This is a genomic window from Siccirubricoccus deserti (genome assembly GCF_014283215.1).
Lineage (GTDB): Bacteria > Pseudomonadota > Alphaproteobacteria > Acetobacterales > Acetobacteraceae > Siccirubricoccus > Siccirubricoccus deserti.
Genome location: NZ_JACOMF010000007.1, coordinates 75,077 through 96,165 on the forward strand (window position 1 = coordinate 75,077; position 21,089 = coordinate 96,165).

17 protein-coding genes are annotated in these 21,089 nt (G+C 70.9%); 13 read left to right on the forward strand and 4 right to left on the reverse strand.

The genetic code is table 11. The features are described 5' to 3' along the window. The first annotated feature begins 46 nt into the window (after window positions 1-46). The 4 genes from topA (at window position 47) to rpmG (ending at window position 6,835) form a co-directional block, all read left to right on the forward strand. Complete coding sequence (gene topA / locus H7965_RS08470) at window positions 47-2,791, forward strand: type I DNA topoisomerase (RefSeq protein WP_186770130.1); 2,745 nt, start codon at window positions 47-49, stop codon at window positions 2,789-2,791. 1 nt (window position 2,792) lies between these two features. Beyond that, window positions 2,793-4,925 carry a ribonuclease R gene (gene rnr, locus H7965_RS08475; RefSeq protein WP_186770131.1) on the forward strand — a complete coding sequence of 711 codons (2,133 nt, stop codon included), beginning with the start codon at window positions 2,793-2,795 and terminating at the stop codon, window positions 4,923-4,925. Window positions 4,926-5,002: 77 nt separating this feature from the next. Continuing rightward, entirely contained in the window at window positions 5,003-6,424 is a 1,422-nt protein-coding gene (locus H7965_RS08480; protein ID WP_186770132.1) for a S41 family peptidase, read from the forward strand. A gap of 243 nt (window positions 6,425-6,667) precedes the next feature. Further along, window positions 6,668-6,835 carry a 50S ribosomal protein L33 gene (gene rpmG, locus H7965_RS08485; RefSeq protein ID WP_186770133.1) on the forward strand — a complete coding sequence of 56 codons (168 nt, stop codon included), beginning with the start codon at window positions 6,668-6,670 and terminating at the stop codon, window positions 6,833-6,835. A gap of 27 nt (window positions 6,836-6,862) precedes the next feature. Here the strand turns inward: rpmG and H7965_RS08490 are convergent, their stop codons facing one another. After that, window positions 6,863-8,266 carry a PleD family two-component system response regulator gene (locus tag H7965_RS08490; RefSeq protein WP_186770134.1) on the reverse strand — a complete coding sequence of 468 codons (1,404 nt, stop codon included), beginning with the start codon at window positions 8,264-8,266 and terminating at the stop codon, window positions 6,863-6,865. Between the two features lie 131 nt (window positions 8,267-8,397). Between H7965_RS08490 and H7965_RS08495 the strand changes: the two genes are divergently transcribed. Further along, window positions 8,398-9,000: a class I SAM-dependent methyltransferase gene (locus H7965_RS08495; protein ID WP_186770135.1), complete on the forward strand. Its 603-nt coding sequence runs from the start codon at window positions 8,398-8,400 to the stop codon at window positions 8,998-9,000. Window positions 9,001-9,318: 318 nt separating this feature from the next. On the opposite strand, the gene H7965_RS08500 is transcribed toward H7965_RS08495, so the two are convergent. Then, window positions 9,319-9,957: a VOC family protein gene (locus H7965_RS08500; protein ID WP_186770136.1), complete on the reverse strand. Its 639-nt coding sequence runs from the start codon at window positions 9,955-9,957 to the stop codon at window positions 9,319-9,321. Window positions 9,958-10,052: 95 nt separating this feature from the next. Then, on the reverse strand, window positions 10,053-10,787 hold the full coding sequence (locus H7965_RS08505) for a glutathione S-transferase N-terminal domain-containing protein (protein WP_186770137.1): 735 nt from the start codon (window positions 10,785-10,787) through the stop codon (window positions 10,053-10,055). 156 nt (window positions 10,788-10,943) lie between these two features. Between H7965_RS08505 and H7965_RS08510 the strand changes: the two genes are divergently transcribed. The 5 genes from H7965_RS08510 (at window position 10,944) to H7965_RS08530 (ending at window position 15,100) form a co-directional block, all read left to right on the forward strand. Continuing rightward, window positions 10,944-11,306, forward strand: coding sequence for a hypothetical protein (locus H7965_RS08510; RefSeq protein WP_186770138.1), 363 nt, complete (start codon window positions 10,944-10,946; stop codon window positions 11,304-11,306). 3 nt (window positions 11,307-11,309) lie between these two features. Further along, window positions 11,310-12,398, forward strand: coding sequence for an extracellular catalytic domain type 2 short-chain-length polyhydroxyalkanoate depolymerase (locus tag H7965_RS08515; RefSeq protein ID WP_186770139.1), 1,089 nt, complete (start codon window positions 11,310-11,312; stop codon window positions 12,396-12,398). Window positions 12,399-12,615: 217 nt separating this feature from the next. Then, a complete protein-coding gene (locus H7965_RS08520; RefSeq protein ID WP_229682538.1) occupies window positions 12,616-14,172 on the forward strand; it encodes a flavin monoamine oxidase family protein in 1,557 nt (518 codons plus the stop codon). A gap of 5 nt (window positions 14,173-14,177) precedes the next feature. Continuing rightward, a complete protein-coding gene (locus tag H7965_RS08525) occupies window positions 14,178-14,573 on the forward strand; it encodes a c-type cytochrome (RefSeq protein WP_186770141.1) in 396 nt (131 codons plus the stop codon). A gap of 14 nt (window positions 14,574-14,587) precedes the next feature. Next, on the forward strand, window positions 14,588-15,100 hold the full coding sequence (locus H7965_RS08530) for a RidA family protein (protein WP_186770142.1): 513 nt from the start codon (window positions 14,588-14,590) through the stop codon (window positions 15,098-15,100). A 136-nt stretch (window positions 15,101-15,236) separates the two neighbouring features. Here H7965_RS08530 and H7965_RS08535 read toward each other — a convergent pair whose 3' ends face one another. Then, complete coding sequence (locus tag H7965_RS08535) at window positions 15,237-16,421, reverse strand: pyridoxal-phosphate-dependent aminotransferase family protein (RefSeq protein ID WP_186770143.1); 1,185 nt, start codon at window positions 16,419-16,421, stop codon at window positions 15,237-15,239. Between the two features lie 159 nt (window positions 16,422-16,580). On the opposite strand from H7965_RS08535, the gene H7965_RS08540 reads away from it, so the two are divergent. Genes H7965_RS08540 through H7965_RS08550 form a run of 3 tightly spaced genes read left to right on the forward strand, consistent with a single transcriptional unit; the run spans window position 16,581 to window position 21,039 of the window. Further along, window positions 16,581-17,570, forward strand: coding sequence for a quinone oxidoreductase family protein (locus H7965_RS08540; protein ID WP_186770144.1), 990 nt, complete (start codon window positions 16,581-16,583; stop codon window positions 17,568-17,570). After that, complete coding sequence (locus H7965_RS08545; protein WP_186770145.1) at window positions 17,567-20,473, forward strand: FAD-binding and (Fe-S)-binding domain-containing protein; 2,907 nt, start codon at window positions 17,567-17,569, stop codon at window positions 20,471-20,473. Before H7965_RS08540 ends, H7965_RS08545 begins: the two co-directional genes overlap by 4 nt. Next, window positions 20,470-21,039: a DUF924 family protein gene (locus H7965_RS08550; RefSeq protein WP_186770146.1), complete on the forward strand. Its 570-nt coding sequence runs from the start codon at window positions 20,470-20,472 to the stop codon at window positions 21,037-21,039. The genes H7965_RS08545 and H7965_RS08550 overlap by 4 nt, the downstream gene beginning before the upstream one ends. Window positions 21,040-21,089 lie beyond the last annotated feature (50 nt).

Consider the following 21,089-nt stretch of genomic DNA (forward strand, 5'->3'; position numbering starts at 1 on the left):
GCCCAACACTTTTGCGGCCGGAAACGGCCCATTGGACCCGCATTCCATGCCCGACGTCGTCGTCGTCGAAAGCCCGGCCAAGGCCAAGACCATCAACAAGTACCTCGGCGGCGACTACACCGTCCTGGCGAGCTTCGGCCATGTTCGCGACCTGCCCCCGAAGGACGGCTCCGTCCGTCCGGAGGAGGATTTCGCCATGGACTGGGAGTCGGAGGACCGCGGCGAGCGCCAGGTCAATGAGATCGCCCGGGCGCTGCGCGGCGCCCGCCGCCTGTTCCTCGCCACCGACCCGGACCGGGAGGGCGAGGCGATCTCCTGGCATGTGCGGGAGATGCTGGCGCGGAAGGGCGCGCTCAAGGGCCTCGAGGTCCGCCGCATCACCTTCAACGAGATCACCAAGCGGGCGGTGCAGCACGCCATCGCCCATCCGCGCGACCTCGATGCGCCGCTGATCGACGCCTATATGGCGCGCCGCGCGCTGGACTACCTGGTGGGCTTCACCCTCTCGCCGGTGCTGTGGCGGAAGCTCCCGGGCAGCCGCTCGGCCGGGCGGGTGCAGTCGGTCGCGCTCAGGCTGATCTGCGAGCGCGAGGCCGAGATCGAGGCCTTCAGGGCGCGCGAGTACTGGTCCGTCGAGGGCCGTTTCCTGACACCCCAGGGCGCTCCCTTCAGCGCGCGGCTGACCCACCTGAACGGGAAGAAGCTGGAGCAATTCGACCTACCCGACGAGGCCAGCGCCATGCGCGCCAAGGCAGCGGTCGAGGCCGACGAGTTCAGCGTCCTCTCGGTCGAGAAGCGGCGGGTCCGGCGCAATCCACCGCCGCCCTTCACCACCTCCACCCTGCAGATGGAGGCGAGCCGCAAGCTTGGCATGGGCGCGCAGCAGGCGATGCGCACCGCGCAGCAGCTGTATGAGGGCGTCGAGATCGGCGGCGAGACCGTCGGTCTCATCACCTATATGCGGACCGATGGCGTGCAGATGGCGCGCGAGGCGATCGCTTCCATCCGCGACCATGTGAAGGACGAGTTCGGCAAGGACTACATGCCCGCCGCGCCGCGCGAGTACCAGAGCAAGGCGAAGAACGCGCAGGAGGCGCATGAGGCGATCCGCCCGACCGATGTGCGCAACACGCCGGAGAAGGTCGCCCGCTTCCTCGATGACCGGCAACGGCGACTCTACGAACTGATCTGGAAGCGCGCCGTCGCCAGCCAGATGCAGTCGGCCGAGCTCGACCAGACCACGGTCGAGATCGCCGATCCAACGAAGCAGACGATCCTCCGCGCCACCGGCTCGGTCATCGCCTTCGACGGCTTCTTGAAGCTCTACCGGGAGGATGAGGACGATCGTGCGGCGGATGCCCGCGCCGGCATCGCTGGCGCCGCCGCCGAGGATGAGGACAGCCGCACCCTGCCGCCGATGCGCGAGCGCGACCCGGTGAAGCGGGGCGAGGTGACGGCAAGCCAGCATTTCACCCAGCCGCCGCCGCGCTTCTCCGAAGCGACGCTGGTGAAGAAGCTGGAGGAGCTCGGCATCGGCCGCCCCTCCACCTACGCCTCCATCCTGCAGACCCTGCAGGACCGCGACTATGTGAAGCTGGAGAAGCGCCGCTTCATCCCGGAGGATCGCGGCCGCCTGGTCACCAGCTTCCTGGTGAAGTTCTTCGAGCGCTACGTGGACACCGGCTTCACCGCCTCGCTCGAGGAACGGCTGGACGATATCTCCGACGGCAAGGTCGATTGGCGCGCGGTGATGCGGGCCTTCTGGGAGGAGTTCAAGAAGGCCGTCGACGCCACCAAGGACCTCAAGATCAGCGACGTCATCGACGTGCTGGACGAGGAGCTGGGGCCGCATTTCTTTCCCGCCCGGGGCGACGGCACCGACCCGCGCGCCTGCCCGGCCTGCTCCGGCGGAAGGCTCGGCCTGCGGCTGGGACGGACCGGCGCCTTCATCGGCTGCTCCAACTACCCTGAATGCCGCTACACAAGGCCGCTGATCGCCCCTGGTGCCGAGGGCGAGGGCACAACGGGCCTGACCGAAGGCCCGCGCGAGCTGGGCCGCGACCCGGCGAGCGGCGAGGCGGTGACGGTCCGCCGCGGCCCCTATGGCGTCTATGTCCAGCTCGGCGAAGGCGGGACGGATGAGAAGGGGAAGCCGACCAAGCCGCGCCGCGCCAGCCTGACCCGCGACATGGACCCCGACACGCTGGACCTGGAGCGGGCGCTGAAGCTGCTCTCCCTGCCCCGCATCGTCGGCCGCGACCCGGAGAGCGGCGAGGAGATCACCGCCGGCCTCGGCCGCTTCGGCCCCTACATCAAGGTCGGCTCCACCTACCAGTCGCTGGAGCCGGGGGATGACGTGCTCTCCCTCGGCATGAACCGGGCGATGGAGCTGCTGGCCAAGGCGCGGGCGAAGGTCCGTTTCCTCGGCCAGCATCCGAAGGACGGGGTGGCGGTCGAGATCCGCAAGGGCCGTTTCGGCCCCTATGCCCAGCACGGCAAGACGGTCGCCAACCTGCCGCGCAACCTGGCGATGGAGGATGCGACGCTGGAGCAGGCGGTCACCTTGCTGGCGGAGAAGGGGAAGGAGTTGAAGCCGCTGGCCAAGGGCCGCGGCAAGGCAGCGGCCACGAAGCGGTCGAAGCCGAATGGCGAAGCGGCCGGGGCGGAGCCCAGCGCCCCGCCGGCCCCGCGGAAGGCCGCCGCGGCCAAGCCGAAGGCTGCGGCCAAGAAGCCCGCCGCCCGGAAGGCGCCAGTCGCGAAGAAGGCGGCGCCGCGCAAGGGCAAGGCCTGAGATGCCGCGCCGCCCGGCCGGCGGCGAGCCTCCCCCGGCGCTGCCGACCAAAGACGCGCTGCGCCGCTTCCTGCGTGCCTCGCCCGACCGGCTGGGCAAGAACGACATCGCCCGGCACTTCGGCATCACCGCCGAGCAGCGTCCGGCGCTGCGGGTGCTGCTGCGGGCGCTGGAGGCCGAGGGCGCCTTCACCCCTCCGCCCCGCCCCGGCAGGCTGCCGGAGATGCTGCCCGTCGAGGTCTTCGGCACCGATCCGGATGGCGAGCCGCTGGCCCGCCCGCTCGGCTGGAAGGCGGAGCAAGGGCGCGCGCCGCTGATCTACATGCAGCCGGAGGCCACCGGCCAGACGGCGCTGGCGCCGGGGGACCGGGTGCTGGCCCGGCTGAAGTCGATCGGCGGCGGCAAATACGAGGGCCGCACCGTCAAGCGGATCGGCGGCGCCGCCCCATCCCGCATCCTCGGCGTCTATGAATCCGGCCGCATCATCCCGACCGACCGCCGCCACAAGGCGGAATGGTCGGTGCCGCCTGGCGAGGCGGGCGGCGCCGAGCCGGGCGAGATCGTCCTGGCCGAACCCCTGCCCGGCCGCGCCCTTGGCCCGAAGCCGGCCCGGATCGTCGAGCGGCTGGGCCGGATGGGCGAGCCGCGCTCGGTCTCGCTGCTCTGCATCCACGCCCATGGCATCCCCGAGGTCTTCCCGGCCGAGGCGCTGCGCGAGGCGGAGCATGCCCGCGGCGTCTCCCTTCAGGGCCGCGAGGATCTGCGTGCCATTCCCCTCGTCACCATCGACGGCGAGGACGCCCGCGACTTCGACGATGCGGTCTGGGCGGAGGCCGAGGGCAGCGGCTGGCGCCTCCTCGTCGCCATCGCTGATGTCGCGCATTACGTCCGCCCTGGCTCGGCGCTCGACCGCGAGGCCTGGGCGCGCGGCAACAGCGTCTATTTTCCCGACCGCGTCGTGCCGATGCTGCCGGAGGCGCTGTCCAACGGCTGGTGCAGCCTGAAGCCGGGCGAGGAGCGTGGCTGCCTCTTCGCCGAGCTGCGGATCGACGCCGGCGGCCGCAAGACCGGCCACCGCTTCGGCCGCGGCATCATGCGCAGCGCCGCCCGCCTGACCTATGAGGCGATGGAGGCAGGCGAGGACCCCGCCGGCACCCGCGCCGCGCTGTATGGCGCCTTCCAGGCGCTGCTGCGGGCCCGGGAAGCGCGCGGCACGCTGGAGCTGGAACTGCCGGAACGCCGCGTCCTGCTCTCCCCCGAAGGGCGCGTGCTTGGGGTGGAGCCGCGCACCCGGCTCGACAGCCATCGCCTGATCGAGGAGTTCATGGTCGCCGCCAATGTCGCCGCGGCGGAGGAGCTGGAACGGCTGGTGCAGCCCTGCATGTACCGGGTGCACGATCGGCCCTCGGAGCAGAAGCTGGAGGGGCTGCGGCAATTTCTCGGCAGCTTCGGCATCACCCTGCCGCCCGGCGACCAGGTCTACCCGCGCAATTTCGCCCAGGCGCTGGAGAAGCTGCGCGATGCGCCGGAGGCCCCGCTGGTGCATGAAGCGGTGCTGCGCGGCCAGTCGCAGGCCGAGTATTCGCCGGAGAACATCGGCCATTTCGGCCTGGCGCTGCCGCGCTACGCCCATTTCACCAGCCCGATTCGCCGCTATGCCGACCTGCTGGTGCACCGGGCGCTGATCCGCGGCCTGAAGCTCGGGCCGGACGGGCTGGCGGAGAGCGAGGCGGCCCGATTCCCCGACACCGGCGAGCATGTCACCGCAACCGAGCGCCGCGCCGCGGCGGCCGAACGCGACGCGGTGGAACGCTACCTCGCGTCCTATATGTCGCAGCATATCGGCGAGGTGTTCGATGCACGCATTTCCGGGGTGACACGCTTCGGGCTGTTCGTCACCGTGACGGCCAATGGCGCGAGTGGAATCGTTCCGCTCAGGTCACTGCCGGACGATCGATGGACACTGGACGAGGCTCGGCATGCGCTGTCCGGCCAAAGGACCGGGCTGAGCTTCGCTCTTGGCCAAAAGGTCGAGGCGCGGCTGGCGGAGGCCGCGCCGCTGACCGGCGGCATGGTGTTCCACCTGCTGCAGGGCATCCCGCCACGCTCAGCCGGAGGCCGCCGGCGCGGCTGATCCTGCTGTTCCTGCTGCTGCTGTTCGGCCCGGCACGGGCCGGAGACGCGCCCTTTTCGCGCGACGAGGTGCAGTTGGTGCTGGCTGTCGCCCTGGGCGTGGTGCTGGAGCGCCATCTCGAAGCCGCCTCCCCGGCCGAGCTGGCGCTCTGGAGCCTGCGCGGGCTTGAGGTGCTGGAGCCAGGCCTGAAGCCCGAGCTGCGCGCCGGCACCCTGCTGCTGTCGCGGGCCGACCGGCTGGTCGCCTCCCGCCCGGTCCCGCAGCCACCGCCCGGGACGGCGTCGGATGCCGCCGCGGTGCCGCTGGCGGTCACCCTCGCCGCGCTGTTCGACGTCGCCTGGCGCAGCTCCCCGGCGCTGCGCCGGGCCGGCCAGGACGGCATGCTGCGCAGTGCCTTCGAGGAGCTGTTCAACCACCTCGATCCCTACAGCCGCTACGTCTCGCCCGCCGAGGCGGTGGCGACGCGCACCCGCCGGGTTGGCCAGGCAGGACTAGGGCTGCGACTTGCCGCCGGGCGAGGGCGGAGGGTGGTGGTGGCGGCGCTTCTGCCGGAGGGGCCGGCGGCGCAGGCCGGGCTGCGGCCCGGCGACCAGGTGCTGGCGGTGGACGGGATCGGGGTCTCGGTCGACGACCTCGCCGCCGCCGCCACCCTGCTGGAAGGCCCGGCCGGCACCGCCGTCACGCTGCGGCTGCAGCGCGGCGGGCGCCGATTCGATGCGCTGCTCCACCGGATTCCCGGGGTGCCAGAGCCGCTGCAGGCGGAGCGGCGGGAGGATGCGCTGTGGATTCGGCTGGACGCCTTCTCCGCCCTCACCGAGACGCGGCTGATCGGCGCGCTGCGGGACGGGCTGCGGCCACCGCGGCCGCGCGGGGTGGTGCTCGATCTGCGCGGCAACCGTGGCGGGCTGCTCGGCCAGGCGGCGGCGGTGGCCAGCGCCTTCCTGCCCGGCGGGCTGGTGGGGCAGACCGCCGGCCGCCATCCCGATGCGGCCCGGCGCTGGGAAGCCAGCGGCCCGGACCAGGCGGAGGGCTTGCCAGTGGTGGTGCTGATCGATGGCCGCACTGCCTCGGCCGCCGAGATCGTTGCCGCGGCGCTGGCGGATCGCGGCCGGGCGGTGGTGGTCGGCAGCGCCAGCACCGGCAAGGGGCTGATCCAGCTGGTGGTGCCGCTGCCGAACGGGGCTGAGCTTCTGGTGAGCTGGTCGCGCGTGCTGGCGCCGCTGGGCTGGCCGATCCAGGGGCTGGGCGTGCTGCCCATGGTCTGCACCAGCCTCGGCACCGAGGCGACGGCCGGGGCCCTGGTCCGACTGCGGCAGGGTGAGGCGCCGATGGCGCTGCCGCTGGCCCGGCTGCGGGCGGCCCGGGCGCCGGTACCGGGCAGCGAGGTGGCGGCGCTGCGCAACACCTGCCCGCCGGCCGAGGGGCGCCCTGCCGATCTGGCGGTGGCGCGAACCCTGCTGGAGCAGCCGGAAACCTATGCCGCGGCGCTGGCGCAATAGGGCTGACCGCAGCGGGGCGCGACGCCCGGAGCGCGAATCCGCCTTATGAACAAGGGACCATAGCGGGGGTGACGGTCAGGCATGAACGCCACTCCTCCGCTGTAGGCCGGAGCCCCGGACTCCGTGCCCGCGCGCGATTGCGCTTGACGTGCAGCCGGCCGGGGTTAGGTTGCGTCCCCTTCTCCCCGCCGCCGTCAGGCCGAGTCTGCCCGCACGGCGCAACATGGATACGCAGGCTTCGTCATGGCCAAGTCGAACACCATTCAGATCAAGCTCGTCAGCAGCGCCGAGACCGGCTTCTTCTATGTGACCAAGAAGAATGTCCGGAACACCACCGGCAAGCTGGAGCTCAAGAAGTACGATCCAGTCGTCCGGAAGCACGTCGTCTTCCGCGAATCCAAGATCAAATGATCCGGCGGAAGCCGTTGTGCCGCCGGGTCAGCTGATCCGCGCGGCTGCCTGGGCTTCCGCCTTTGCCTGCGCCTGCGCGTGATCTTCCGGGGTGGCGAGCTCCACCCGGTTCCGCCCCGCCGCCTTGGCCCGATACAGCGCCGCATCCGCAGCATTGATCGCGCCGGCCGCGCTGGTTCCCATCTGCACCATGGCCAGGCCGATGCTCGCGGTGATGGGCAGCAGAAGGCCGCCGATCGAGATCGGGTCATTCGCCAGCGCGGCGCGCAGCCGCTCGGCCACCATGGCGCCGTATTCCGCCGGGGCGCCGGCCAGCACCACGATGAACTCCTCGCCGCCATAGCGCGCCACCACATCGGCCGCCCGAAGATGCGTCTTCAGCCGCTGCGCCACCTCATGCAGGGCGGCGTCGCCGGCGGCATGGCCGTGGCGGTCATTGATCGCCTTGAAGCGGTCCACATCCATCAGCAGCACCGCGGCGCCCGAGCCGCGCAGCACGCCTTCCAGGTGGCGCAACACGTAGCGGCGGTTGCGCAGTCCGGTCAGCGGATCGGTCACCGCGAGTTCCAGCGACCGGTCGAGATCGGCGCGCAGCCGTTCCTGGTAGCGCTTCCGACGGATCTGGTTGCGACTGCGGGCGCACAACTCATTGGCATCGATCGGCCGCAGCACATGGTCGTTGGCGCCGAGGTCGAAGCCGCGCAGCACCATGCTGCGCTGGCTGGCATCCGCCACCAGCAGCACCGGCAGGTCGCGCGTCGCCGTCTGGGCGCGCAGCCGTGACGCCAGCCGCAGTTCATCGCCGCCAGTCAGGGCGAGGCAGAGCACCGCCAGATCGAAGCTACCGCCCGCCAGCGCCGCCATGGCCTCTTCGGGCGCGGTTTCGGTCCGCACAACAACCTCGTCCGCGGCCAGGATCGCCGCCACCGCGGCCGCCTCCCCGGCCGATTCGGCCAGAACCAGCGCGGTGGCGCCGGCGATGCTGAGGTCTGGCTCGGCCGGCGGCTCGAAACCCAGTTCCTGCGCCGTCTCCGAGCGCAGCCGCCAGGCATCCTGCACCTGCTTCACCCGCAACAGCGCCCGCAGTCGGGCGAACAGCGTCGCGTCGTCGACCGGCTTCGAGAGGAAATCATCCGCCCCGGCCTCGAGCCCCCGCACCCGCTCCGACTGGTCGACCAGAGCGGTGACCATCACCACGGGGATGTGAGCGGTGGCCGGGTCGGCCTTCAGGCGGCGACAGACGTCGTAGCCATCCATGCCAGGCATCATGACGTCGAGCAGGATCACGTCCGGGGCCGCCCGGGCGACCGCCGCCAGCGCCTCCAGCCCCGAGGCGGCCAGGGTGACATCGTAGTATTCGTTCAGCAGCTTCGCCTCGAGCAGGCGCAGATTTGCCGTGATATCATCAACGACCAGGACGCGCGCCGTCATGTGACCGGCCCATGAAATTCATGTGCCACCCCCTGCCGGGAACCCGAACGGCTCTGTGCCGTCTGCTGCCGGGACCTTAGGGAAGCGCAGTGCCCCCGATCCGGGGCGCGATGGCAGCAGCGGAGAACCTCATGCCCGGAATGACGGCGAGCAGTGCGGCAACCCCGAACGGCGGTGCGAATGCCGCCCTGTTCTTTCGCCGCTGGCTGGCGAACCCGTTGCAGATGGGCTCCGTTATCCCCTCGTCGCCCAGCCTCTGCCGCCGAATCGCCGCGCTGGTCGAGCGCGCGCCCGACGAGGTGGTGGTGGAGCTCGGCGCCGGCACCGGCGTGGTCTCCCGCGCGCTGCTCGACGCCGGGGTGCCGGCGGAGAGGCTGGTTGTGATCGAGATCGTGCCGGACATGGCCGAGCATCTGCGCCAGGCGCTGCCCGGCGTCGATGTCATCTGCGGCGACGCCTTCGAGCTGCCGAAGGCCCTGCCGGAACGGCTGCACGGCAAGGTTGGCACTGCGATCTGCGGCATCCCGCTGGTCATGCTGCCGATCGAGCAGCAGCGGCGCTTCGTCGACGCGGTGGAGGCGGTGGCGCCCGGCCGCGGCTTCCTGCTCTACACCTATTGCATCACCTCGCCGCTGCCCTGGCGCCGGCTCGGGCTTTCGGCGCGGCGGGAGGCCTGGACGCCGCGCAACATCCCGCCGGCCAGCGTCTGGCGCTACCGGCCAGCCCGCGGTTGAGCACAGCGTCTCGGCATCCGAACGCAACCGGGGCGGGGCGGACATTTGTGCCGCCGCCACCGGGCCATCAGGAACCGCATACCCGGGATCGGACTCCCGCATCCATTACGCCTCAGGATTGGGCCCCAAAGAGCCAGTTCCACCGCCCGGTGCAATGCCTCCTTATCACGGAAGCTGGTGCGGGAAGAAGGTGCCGGCTGCAACCCAGCCATCAAGATCCTGGCGATGCTTTCCTTGCGCGAAGCTTGACGGCGGGTGACTGCACAGCCCATTCCGCTGGCGGCCCTGGCCACCGGGCAGGCGCGTGCGGCAGCGGCTTCAGCCGCTGGACAGTGCGACCTCCGTGCCATCCAGCCGCTTCAGCCGGGCGACCAGGCGGGCATGCGGGCTGCGGCGCAGCTTCAGCACATCCTCGAGCCCGCGCTCGGCCAGTGCCGCCCGCACCGCATCCGCATCCGGGTGTTCCGCTTCCAGCTGCAGCAGGCGCACATGGCTGTCCGGCAGTCGGGAGGAGGCACCCTCCCCCTGCCACTGGATCAGCGCCGGAATGAGGTTGTCCATGTCCTGGCGCTGCGGCGGGAAGGCCATGCGCCAGGAGAGATCGCCGCGGCTCATCGACTTCACCTCACCGGCGCGCGGGCCGAGGCGGGCGACCACCGCATCCAGCACCGGGGTGCGCGCCACCCAGGCGATCAGCCGCGGCTCGGCCTCCAGCGCCATGCGCAGCCCCGGGTCGTCGAGGTCGAATGGCCGCGGATGCGCCGGTGCCGGCTGCTCGGGATCGGGCGCGATCACTTCCAGGTAGCAGCCGCGACCGAGGCCGAGCAGCATGTTGTGGGTGCCGAAGCCCTCGTGCCGGCCGCCCGGCTTCGGCTTCACGCCCAGGTGCTGGACGACGAAGGCGGCGCCTTCCTCCAGCGTCCGGGCGCCCAGCACGATGTGGTCGATCTCCGCCATGGTTCCCCCGTCGCCGCCATGCGGCGCGTTATTGAGGCGCCGCCATGCGGCGCATTGCCTCACCCGCCCGGCGCGGCGTCCTGCCGGCGCCGCGGTCAGCGCACCGCGAATTGCTTCTTGCCGAACATCACCTCGCGCTCGGCATCGGTGATGGCGCCACGACGCTGTCGCTCCGATAGCACCGCGACGCCACGCTGCACCGCCGGCCGCGCCGCGATCGTATCATGCCACCGCCGCACCGCGGGGTAATGCGCCAGATCAATCCCCCGGCGTTCCGGATTGCGAATCCAGGGGAAGGTGGCGATGTCGGCGATGCTGTACTCAGGGCCTGCCAGATAGGGGCTTGCCGACAGCCGCTTGTCGAGCACCCGGTGCAGCCGCGCCACCTCGTTGGTGTAGCGCTCGATGGCGTAGGGCAGCTTCTCCGCCGCATAATTGGCGAAATGGTTGTACTGGCCGAACATCGGCCCGACGCCGCCCATCTGGAACATCAGCCATTGCAGGCAATGATAGCGCGCCGCCGGATTCGCCGGCAGCAGCGTCGAGCCGGTCTTCTCCGCCAGGTAGATCATGATGGCGGCGCTCTCGAACAGCGTGAAGCGCGTGCCCTCCGGCCCCTCGGGATCGACGATGGCCGGAATCCGGTGGTTCGGCGTGATGGCAAGGAATTCCGGCTTGAACTGGTCGCCGGCGCCGATGTTGACCGGCACCACCGTGTAGGGCAGGCCGAGTTCCTCCAGCAGGATATGCACCTTGTGGCCGTTCGGCGTCGGCCAGGTCCAGACCTCGATGGGCTTGCGCCCCTCCGGCGCGGCGGCGGCTGCGGGCATCGGCATCCCTCCCAGGATTTCACCGGCACGATGGGACCGCCCGGGGGTGGGGTGCAAGACAGGCTGCGGTGTGACCATGGTCCTTGCCCCGGACTCGGCAATCCGGCGTATCATGCTGCGGCGCAACAGGCCGGGTCACCCGGCCAGGAGTCCAGCATGCCAGGTCCAGTCTTCGATGCCGGCGCATTCCTCGGCGGTCTGCTGCGGCTGCAGCTCGGCAACCTGAACGCGCTGGCAGAGGCGCAGCGCAGCGCGATCGAGGGGCTGACGGCGCTTGGCCGGCAACCACCGCGTTTGCCGGATCTGGCGATGCCCATCTCCAGCGATCCGCGCAGCATCGTCACCGCGCCGGTCGAGTCGCTGAAGGCGGCGATCCTGGAAGGCACGGCGCAGGCGAATGCGATGCTGGAGATCACCGCCCGCGCCAATGCCGAGGCCACCGGCATCCTCCAGGAGCGGGCGCTCGCGGCGCTCGACGAATGGAAGGCGCTGCTGCTGGCCGCCACCCGCGGGGGTTAGCCGATGCGACGGCTGCTGGCCGCGCTGCTGCTGCTGGCGCTGCCGGCGGCGGCCGAGGCGCCGCTCGGGCGGCATGGCGCCGATCCGCGCCAGGTCTCGGTCTCCGGCCTCTCCTCCGGCGCCTTCATGGCGGCGCAGCTGCACATCGCGCATTCCACCGGGATCATGGGCGTCGGGCTGGTCGCCGGCGGGCTCTATGGCTGCGCGGTGGACAGCCTCGGTCCCGATGGGACGCTCCGCTCCCTCGCCGCGCTGGCGACCGGGCCCTGCATGGCGGTGCCGGCGCGGCTGCGGCCGGTGGCGGCCTATGCGGGGCTGGTGCGGCGGCTGGCGGAGGCGGGGCGGATCGACCCGCCGGCGGCGCTCGCCGGTGCCCGGGTCTACGCCTTCACCGGGGATGGCGATCAGGTGGTGAACGGCGAGACGGTGCGGCGCGCGGTGGCGCTGTACCAGGGGCTGGGGGTGCCGGAGACAGCGATCACCCTGCGACAGGGCAGCCTGCCCGCCGGCCACCCCGGCCATGGCTGGATCACCACGGATTTTGGCGGCGTCTGCGCCGCGCATGCGCCGCCCTTCCTCAACGATTGCGACTTCGACCTGGCCGGGGCGCTGCTGCAGGCGCTGTACGGCCCGCTGTCACCCCCGGTGCCGGCACGAGAGGCCGGGCTGCGCCGCTTCGACCAGCGCGAATTCGCCCCCGGCGGCGCGACGCGGCGGCACGGGCTGGGCGAGGTCGGCATCCTCTACGTCCCGGAGGGCTGCGAGGCGGCTGCCACCTCCTGCCGGCTGCATGTCGCGCTGCATGGCTGCCGGCAGACGCTGGCGCAGATCGGCGAGGACTTCATCCGCCACAGCGGTCTCAACCGTTGGGCCGAGGCCAACCGCATCCTGGTGCTCTATCCGCAGGCGAGCGTGGTGACGACGGCTGATTTCAACCCGCCCAGGCTGACCGATGCCTTCAACACCAACCCGCGCGGCTGCTGGAATTGGTGGGGCTACGCCTATGACAGCCGGTACCTGACGAAGGATGGCGTGCAGCTCAGCGCGCTCTGGGCCATGGTCCAGCGCGTGACGGGCGAGTCCAACCGCTAGAGCATGCGCCGCCCGATGGAATGATCGGCTCGTGAATCAGGCTGCTTCCACCGCAACGATCGGACGGAGCGGCACGACCGCGTCCCGATGCGGCAGGCACATTCACGCAGCACCACCCTGCGGCCCCCCGAGGCCGGTACGGCCAGGCGAGGAGGATGTCGGTATGCGCGAGGCAAACGCACCGGAATCGCCCCGAACCCGCCGGGATCTGCTTGCCATGATCGGCACCGTGGCCGGCGCCGCGGTGATGTACGAGGCGATGACCAGCCTCGGCCATGCGGCGCAGTCGACCTACCGTGGCCCGATCCGGCTGGAGGGGGATGCGCGCGGCGCCTCGGTGCTGATCCTCGGCGCCGGGCTCACCGGGCTGGTCGCGGCGATCGAGCTGCGCAAGGCCGGCTACAAGGTCGAGGTGCTGGAATACCAGAACCGCGCCGGCGGCCGCTGCTGGACCATCCGAGGCGGCGACACCTACACTGAGCTTGGCGGCGCCACCCAGCGCTGCGCGTTCGACCGTGGCCTGTACTTCAACCCCGGCCCGTGGCGCATCCCCTACAATCATTCCGCCATACTGGATTACTGCCGCCGCTACGGCGTGGCGCTCGAGCCTTTCGTGCAGGTCAACCACAACGCCTGGCTGCACAACACCCATGCCTTTGGCGGCAAGCCCCAGCGCTTCCGGGAGGTGCAGGCGGATTTCATCGGCCATACCTCCGAGCTGCTGGCCAAGGTCGCGCGGCAGGACCGGCTGGATGGCGAGGTGACGCGCGACGACAGGGAGGCGCTGCTGGCGGCGCTGCAGCGCTGGGGCGCGCTGGACCGCGACTACGCCTACCGGGAAAGCCTCCTCACCAGCGAGCGCCGCGGCTTCGCGCGGGACCCGGGCGGCGGGCCGGACGGTGCGCCGAAACTCGCCGGGCCGCTCGACATGCGCGAGCTGATGCGCTCGGGGCTCTGGCGCTACCTGGCGAATGGCATGCTGTACGAGTTCCAGACCACCATGTTCCAGCCGGTGGGCGGCATGGACATGATCGCTCAAGCCCTGTTCCATGCGCTGGGACCCGAGGTGGTGCGCTTCGGCCGCAAGGTAACGGAGATCGGCCAGTCCGAGAGCGGCGTTACGGTGGCCCATGTCGATGCGCGGCAGGGCGGCGAGCCGCTGACCTCCGGCGCCGACTGGTGCCTCTGCACCATCCCGCTCACGGTGCTCAGCCAGACGAAGATGGCTGTCGGCCCGCGGATGCGCGCCGCGATCGACGCCATCTCCTACGATGCCTCGGCGAAGGTCGGGCTGCAGTTCCGCCGCCGCTTCTGGGAGGAGGACGAGGCGATCTTCGGGGGCGTGTCCTACACCGACCTGCCGATCTCGCAGATCTCCTACCCATCCAGCGGGTTCCTGTCCGGCGGCAAGGGTGTGCTGCTCGGCGCCTATCCCTATGGCGGCGTCCACGCCTATGAGTTGACCGCCCTGCCGCCGGAGGAGCGGGTCCGCCGCGCCGTCGAATGGGGCGCGCAGCTCCACCCGCGGCAGTACCGCGAGGAATTCGAGACGGGCATCTCCGTCGGCTGGCACCGCGTGCCCTGGGCCCTCGGCTGCGCCGGTCACTGGACCGGGGCGCTGCGCGACGAGCATTACGCCGATCTCTGTGCCATGGACGGAAGATTGCTGCTGGCTGGCGAGCACGCCTCCCATCTGCCGGCCTGGCAGGAGGGCGCGATCCTCTCCTCGCTCGATGCGGTGTCGCGCCTGCACCGGCGCGTGGTGGGAGGGTGACCGCCATGCGGCGGAACCGGATCCTTCTCGCCATGATGGCTGCCGCCGCCGGCGGTGACCTGGCGCTGGCGCAGCCACGCGAGGCACCCTACGCGGCACGGCCGAAAGTGGAGGCGCGGGACGGCGCGGGCGTGTACCGCGCGATGTGCCAGGGCTGCCATATGCCCGATGGGCGCGGCGCCGCCGGCGCCGCCGCCTACCCCTCCCTGGCGAACAACCCGAAGCTCGCGGTGGCCGGCTACCCATTGGCGCTGGTACTGAAGGGCCAGCGCGCCATGCCCGCCGTGGGCGCGTTCCTCGACGACGAGCAGGTGGCGGCGGTCGTGGGTTTCATCCGCACCCATTTCGGCAATGACTACCGGGAGGCGGTGGCGGCGGCGGATGTGGGGGCGATGCGATGATGAAGGCAGGGATGATGACGCGGCGCATCCACGGTGGGTGGCCAGGCCTCGGCCTGCTGATCGGCCTCGCGGCCGCTGCCCCGGCGGCGGCGCAGGATGTCGTGCGGCACCCGATTCCGAATTCGGACTTCCCCATCGCCGCGGCGGTGGAGGTGCCCGCCAATGCGACGATGGTGCATCTCAGCGGCGCGGTGCCGCCGCTCGTGGATCGCGCGGCGCCGCCCGATACGGTCGCGGCCTATGGCGGCGACATGCGGAGGCAGACAATCGGCACGCTTCGCAGCATTGAGGCGACCCTCAGCCGCCTCGGGCTCGGCATGGGCGACGTGGTCCGGATGCAGGCCTTCCTGGTCGGCGACCCGGTGCATGATGGCCGAATGGACTTCGACGGGTTCATGCAGGGCTACCGGGAGTTCTTCGGCACGCCGCAGCAGCCGAACCTGCCGGTACGCTCGGTCGTGCAGGTGGCCGGGCTGGTCAATCCCGGCTGGCTGGTCGAGATCGAGGTGAGCGCCGTGCGGCGCTGACCAGGGCCGGGTACACCGACGCCTCGCCCGAACCCGTGATGGTTGGGCTTGGTCCGGCCATCCAGCCCAATGGTTCCGCCTCGGCCTCGGATGCGCGGGTCAAGCCCGCGCATGACGGAAAAGGCGCAGCACCCCGCTACGCATTGCCGTTCAGGTAGCTCATCGCCGCCTGCACGCCGGCCGGCTTGTGCGGCACGCCGGCCGCCCCCAGCCCCATCTCCACCCCGCCCAGGGTGCCGATCAGCGACAACGGCCCGAAATCGCCGAGATGGCCGATGCGGAACACCCGGTCGTTCAACTGGCCGAGGCCATTGCCGAGCGACATGTTGAATTTATCGAGGATGGTGGCGCGCAGCGCATTGGCGCTGTGCCCCTCCGGCAGCCGCACCGCAGTCAGCGCCGAGGAATAATGCCGCGGCTCCGCGCACTGGATCTCGAGACCCCAGGCGCGGACGGCACGGCGCGTCGCCTCGGCGAAGCGGTCGTGGCGGGCGAAGACATTCTCCAGCCCTTCCTCGGTCAGCATGTCGACCGCGGCATCCAGCCCGTAGAGCAGGTTGGTCGCCGGGGTATAGGGGAAGTAGCCGGTGGCGTTGGCGACCAGCATTGGCCGCCAGTCCCAGAAGCTGCGCGGCAGCTTCGCCGTCTCGGCCGCCCGCCGCGCCTTTTCGGATATGGCGTTGAAGGAGAGGCCGGGTGGCAGCATCAGCCCCTTCTGGCTGCCGGCGACGGTGACATCGACGCCCCATTCATCATGCCGGTAGTCGATCGACCCCAGCGAGGAAATGGTATCGACCAGCAGCAGCGCCGGATGGCCGGCGGCATCGATCGCCCGGCGCACCTCGTCGATGCGGGAGGTGCAGCCGGTGCTGGTTTCATTGTGCACGACGCAGACGGCCTTGATGCCATGCGCCTTGTCCTCGCGCAGCGCCGCCTCGATGCCGGCGGCGTCGGCGCTGCGGCGCCAGTCGGTCTGGATGAACTCGGGCCTCAGCGAGAGCCGCTCCGCCATCTCCCGCCAGAGATGGGCGAACCAGCCGGTCTCGCACATCAACACCCGGTCGCCGGGCGAGAGGGTATTGACCAGCGCGGCCTCCCAGGCGCCGGTGCCGGAGGCGGGGTAGATCACCACCGGCCCCTCGGTCTTGAAGACGCTCCGCAGCTTCTCCAGCAGCTGGGCGCCGAACCTGCCGAAATCCGGGCCACGGTGGTCCATGGTCGGATTGTCCATGGCGCGCAGCACGCGGTCGGGCACGTTGGTGGGCCCCGGAATTTGCAGGAAGTGGCGGCCGGCGGCGGGTTTGGACTGGAAATAGGCCATGGCGGGTTTCCTCTTGTCAGGGCGGTTATGCCGTTGATCCATGGCAAGCCGCCAATGAGAAGCCCTTGTTGGATTGATGAGGATTATAGATCGGACAGGGGCTGGCATCGCCGGTAGTCTCCCGCCACCCGGCAGGACCAGCACGAAGGATACGTCCCCATGGCCCAGGCCATCATGCTCCGCGACCATGGCGGGCCCGAGGTGCTGCGCCTCGAAGCGGTGGCGGTCGGCCGCCCCGGCCCGGGCGAGCTGCGGCTGCGGCAGACCGCCATCGGGGTGAATTTCCACGATTGCTACGTCCGCTCCGGTCTCTACCGCACCCTGCCCCTGCCCGGCGTGCCGGGCATCGAGGCCGTCGGCGTGGTTGAGGAGACCGGCATCGGCGTCACCGGCTTCGCTCCCGGCGATCGCGTGGCTTATGTCACCGGCGGCTACGGTGCCTATGCCTCGGAACGGCTGCTGCCGGCCCGGCTGGCGCTGAAGCTGCCGGCGGGGATGCCCGACCTTCTGGCCGCCACGGTGCTGCTGAAAGGGCTGACGGCGGAGATGCTGCTGCGCCAGGTCCATCGCGTGGAGCCCGGCCAGACCCTGCTGGTGCATGCGGCGGCGGGCGGCGTCGGCCGGCTGCTCTGCCAATGGGCGGTGCAGCTCGGTGCCACCGTCATCGGCACCGCCGGCTCGGCGGCGAAGGCGGAGCTGGCCCGCGCCGCCGGTTGCCACCATGTCATCCAATACCGGGAGGAGGATTTCGTCGCGCGCGTCATGGCGATCACCGACCGGCGCGGCGTTGATGTCGCGTATGATTCGGTCGGCAAGGAGACCTTCGACGGTTCGCTCGAATGCCTGGCATGGCGCGGGCATCTGGTGAATTTCGGCCAAGCCTCCGGCGCCATCCCGCCCTTCCAGATCGCCCGCCTCGCGGCGCGCTCCAATAGCCTGTCGCGGCCGATCGTCTTCCACTACATCGCCGAACGCCCGGCGCTGGAGGCGATGAGCGCGGCGCTCTTCGCCATGCTGGCAAGCGGCGCGGTCCGGGCGGAGGCCGGGCAGCCCCTGCCGCTGCGCGACGCCGCCCATGCCCATCACCTGCTTGAAACCCGTCAGGCCGAGGCACCGCTGGTGCTGCTGCCGCAGGATACCGACGCATGAATGCCCTGACCCGCACGCCGGCCCCGATCGGCGACAGCGCCCTGGCCGCGAGGCTCCGCCGCGAGACCGAGGGCGAGGTGCTGTGGTCCGCCGCCGACCGCGGCCGCTACGCCACCGATGCCAGCATCTACCAGATCGAGCCGGTGGGGGTGCTGGTGCCCCGCAGCATCACCGATGTCGAGGCCGCGCTCTCGATCTGCCGGGAGGCCGGGGTGCCGGTCTTGGCGCGCGGCGGCGGCACCTCGCAGTGCGGCCAGACGGTGAACCGCGCCCTGGTGATCGACTGCACGAAATACCTGAAGCGCGTCATCAGCGTCGAAGGCGATACGGCACGGGTCGAACCGGGAATCACCCTGGGTGCGCTGAACGCTGGGCTGGCGCGCTCAAGGAAATTCTTCCCGGTTGATCCCTCGACCTGGGCGCGCTGCACCATCGGCGGCATGGCCGGCAACAACTCCTGCGGCAGCAAGTCGATCCGCTATGGGCTGATGGCCGACAACGTCACCGCCATCGACGCGCTGCTGGCCGACGGCACGTGCTTCAGCTTCGGCGCGCTGCCCGACAACCTTGGCGCCGGGGTGCCCGCCGGCGTCGCCGACCTGATCCAGCGGCTGCGGGCGCTCGGCGCGCGGGAGGCGGAGGAGATCGCCGCCCGCTTTCCCAACCAGCTCCGCCGTGTCGGCGGCTACAACATCGAATGCCTGACGCCCGCCGCCCGCGCCGAGGGCCGCGGCAACCTCGCCCGGCTGCTGGTCGGCAGCGAGGGGACCCTGGCCTTCTCCGCCGCGCTGGATCTGAAGCTGTGGCCGGTGAAGCCGCGCAAGATGCTCGGCATCTGCCAGTTCCCGAGCTTCCGCCGGGCGATGGATGCGGCCCAGCATCTGGTGACGCTCGACCCGGAGGCGGTGGAGCTGGTCGATCGCACCATGATCGACCTCGGCCGCAGCATCCCGCTGTTCCGCGCCACCATCGACAGGATGCTGATCGGCGAGCCGGACAGCCTGCTGATCGTCGAATTCCACGGCCATGAGGATGCGCCGCTGCTGGCGGCGCTGGACCGGCTAGAGGAGATGATGGGCGACCTCGGCCTGCCCGGCCAGGTGGTGCGCGCCGTCGATCCCGGCTTCCAGGCCGCCGTCGCCGAGGTGCGGGAGGCTGGCCTCAACATCATGATGAGCATGAAGGGCGATGGGAAGCCGGTCTCCTTCATCGAGGATTGCGCCGTCGCCCTGCCCGACCTCGGTGACTACACCGAGCGGCTGAACCAAGTGTTCGAGCGGCACGGCACCAAGGGCACCTGGTATGCCCATGCCTCGGTCGGCTGCCTGCATGTCCGGCCGGTGCTGAACATGAAGGATCCGGGCGATGTGCGCCGCATGCGCGAGATCGCCGAGGAATGCTTCGCCCTGGTGCGTGAATACAAGGGCTCGCACAGCGGCGAGCATGGCGATGGCATCGTCCGCTCGGAGTTCAACGAGCCGATGTTCGGCAGCCGCATCGCCCGCGCCTTCGAGGCGGTGAAGGATGGCTTCGACCCGGGCAACCTGCTCAACCCCGGCCGGGTGGTACGACCACCGCGGATGGATGACCGCAGCCTGTTCCGTTACGGCCCGGAGTATGCCGCCGATCCGAAGGTGACGCCGGTGCTCGACTGGTCCGCCTGGCCTGGTCCCCAGGGCGGGCTGCTGGGCGCGGTGGAGATGTGCAACAACAACGGCACCTGCCGGAAATTCGACGCCAACGTCATGTGCCCGAGCTATCGGGTCACGCTCGACGAGCAGCACCTGACGCGCGGCCGGGCCAATACGCTGCGCCTGGCGCTGACCCGGCAGTTGCCGGGCGGGCTGGCGTCGGAGCAGGTGCATGAGGCGCTGTCGCTCTGCGTCTCCTGCAAGGGCTGCCGGCGCGAATGCCCGACCGGCGTCGACATGGCGAAGCTGAAGATCGAGGCCATGGCGGCGCGCGCGCGGGAGCGCGGCATCAACGCCAAGGACCGGCTGATCGCCACCATGCCACGCTGGGCGCCCTATGCGGCGATGGCGCCCTGGGTCGCCAATGCCCGTGGCTGGGTGCCCGGCCTCGCCACACTGACGGAGAAACTCCTCGGCTTCGCCGCCGAGCGCCGGCTGCCCCGCTTCCGCGCCGATGCCTTCCACGACGCCGAGTTGCCAGCGCCGGACGGGCGGGAGGGCGAGGTCATCCTCCTGCCCGACCTGTTCAACCGCTATTTCGAACCGGAGAACCTGCGCGCCGCCGCCCGGGTGCTGAACGCCGCCGGCTACCGTCCCACCGTCGCCCGCCCCCCGCGCGGCACCAGGCCGCTGGACGAGGGCCGCACCCTGCTCGCCGCCGGGCTGGTGGAGGAGGCGCGGGCCGAGGCGCGCCGCACCCTGGCGGCGCTGTCGGGATTCGGCAGCCCGGTGATCGGCATCGAGCCCTCCTCGCTGCTCACCCTGCGCGACGAATTCCCCAGCCTGCTGCCCGGGCCGGAGACGCAGCGCCTCGCCGGGCGCGCCCTGCTGCTCTCCGAATTCCTGACGCGGGAGAAGCCAGGCCTCGCCCTGAAGCCGGTGGCGCCGGCGGCGCATATCCATGGCCATTGCCACCAGAAGAGCTTCTCCGCCTTCCCCGCCGCAGTGGCGATGCTGACCCTGGTGCCCGGGCTGAAGGTCACCCCCATCACCTCCTCCTGCTGCGGCATGGCCGGCAGCTTCGGCTATGAGGCGGCGAACCTCGCGACCAGCAAGGCGATGGCGGAGCTGTCGCTGCTGCCGGCGGTGCGGGCGGCACCGGCCGAGGATCTGATCGTCGCCGACGGCACCTCCTGCCGCCACCAGATCGCCGATCTGGCCGGGCGGCAGGCGCTGCACAGCGTGCGCGTGTTGGAGATGGCATTGACATGAGCCCGCAGGACATCCTCGACTTCTGGTTCGCCGGCAACCGGGAGGGCTTCCAGCCTCGCTGGTTCCAGCGCGACGATGCCTTCGACACCGCCATCCGCCAGCGCTTCGGCGCCTGGCTGCCGGCAGCGCGGCAGGGTAGCTGCGATGCCTGGGCGGCAACGCCGGAGGGCGCGCTGGCGCTCTGCATCCTGCTCGACCAGTTCCCCCGCAACCTGCACCGCGGCAGTGCCGAGGCCTTCGCCTGCGATGCCCGGGCCCGTAGCATTGCCCGCGCCGCGGTGCTGCGCGACCGCCACGACCTCGCCCTCTCGGCGACGGGGCGCAGCTTCCTGTACCTGCCCTTCGAGCATTCCGAGGCGATGGCCGACCAGGACCTCTCGGTCGCGCTGTTCGAGGGGCTGCGCGACCGCCCGCTGCATCGCGCCCCGGGTGGCACCATCGACTACGCCTGGAGGCATCGCGCGGTAATTGCCCGCTTCGGCCGCTTCCCTCATCGCAACGCGGCGCTGGGCCGGGAGAGCACGCCGGCGGAAGCTGCGTGGCTGGCGGCTGGCGGCGGCTTCTGAACCGCTGCCAGGCCATGCTGCGATGCAACATCTTGCAGTGCAGCATAAAA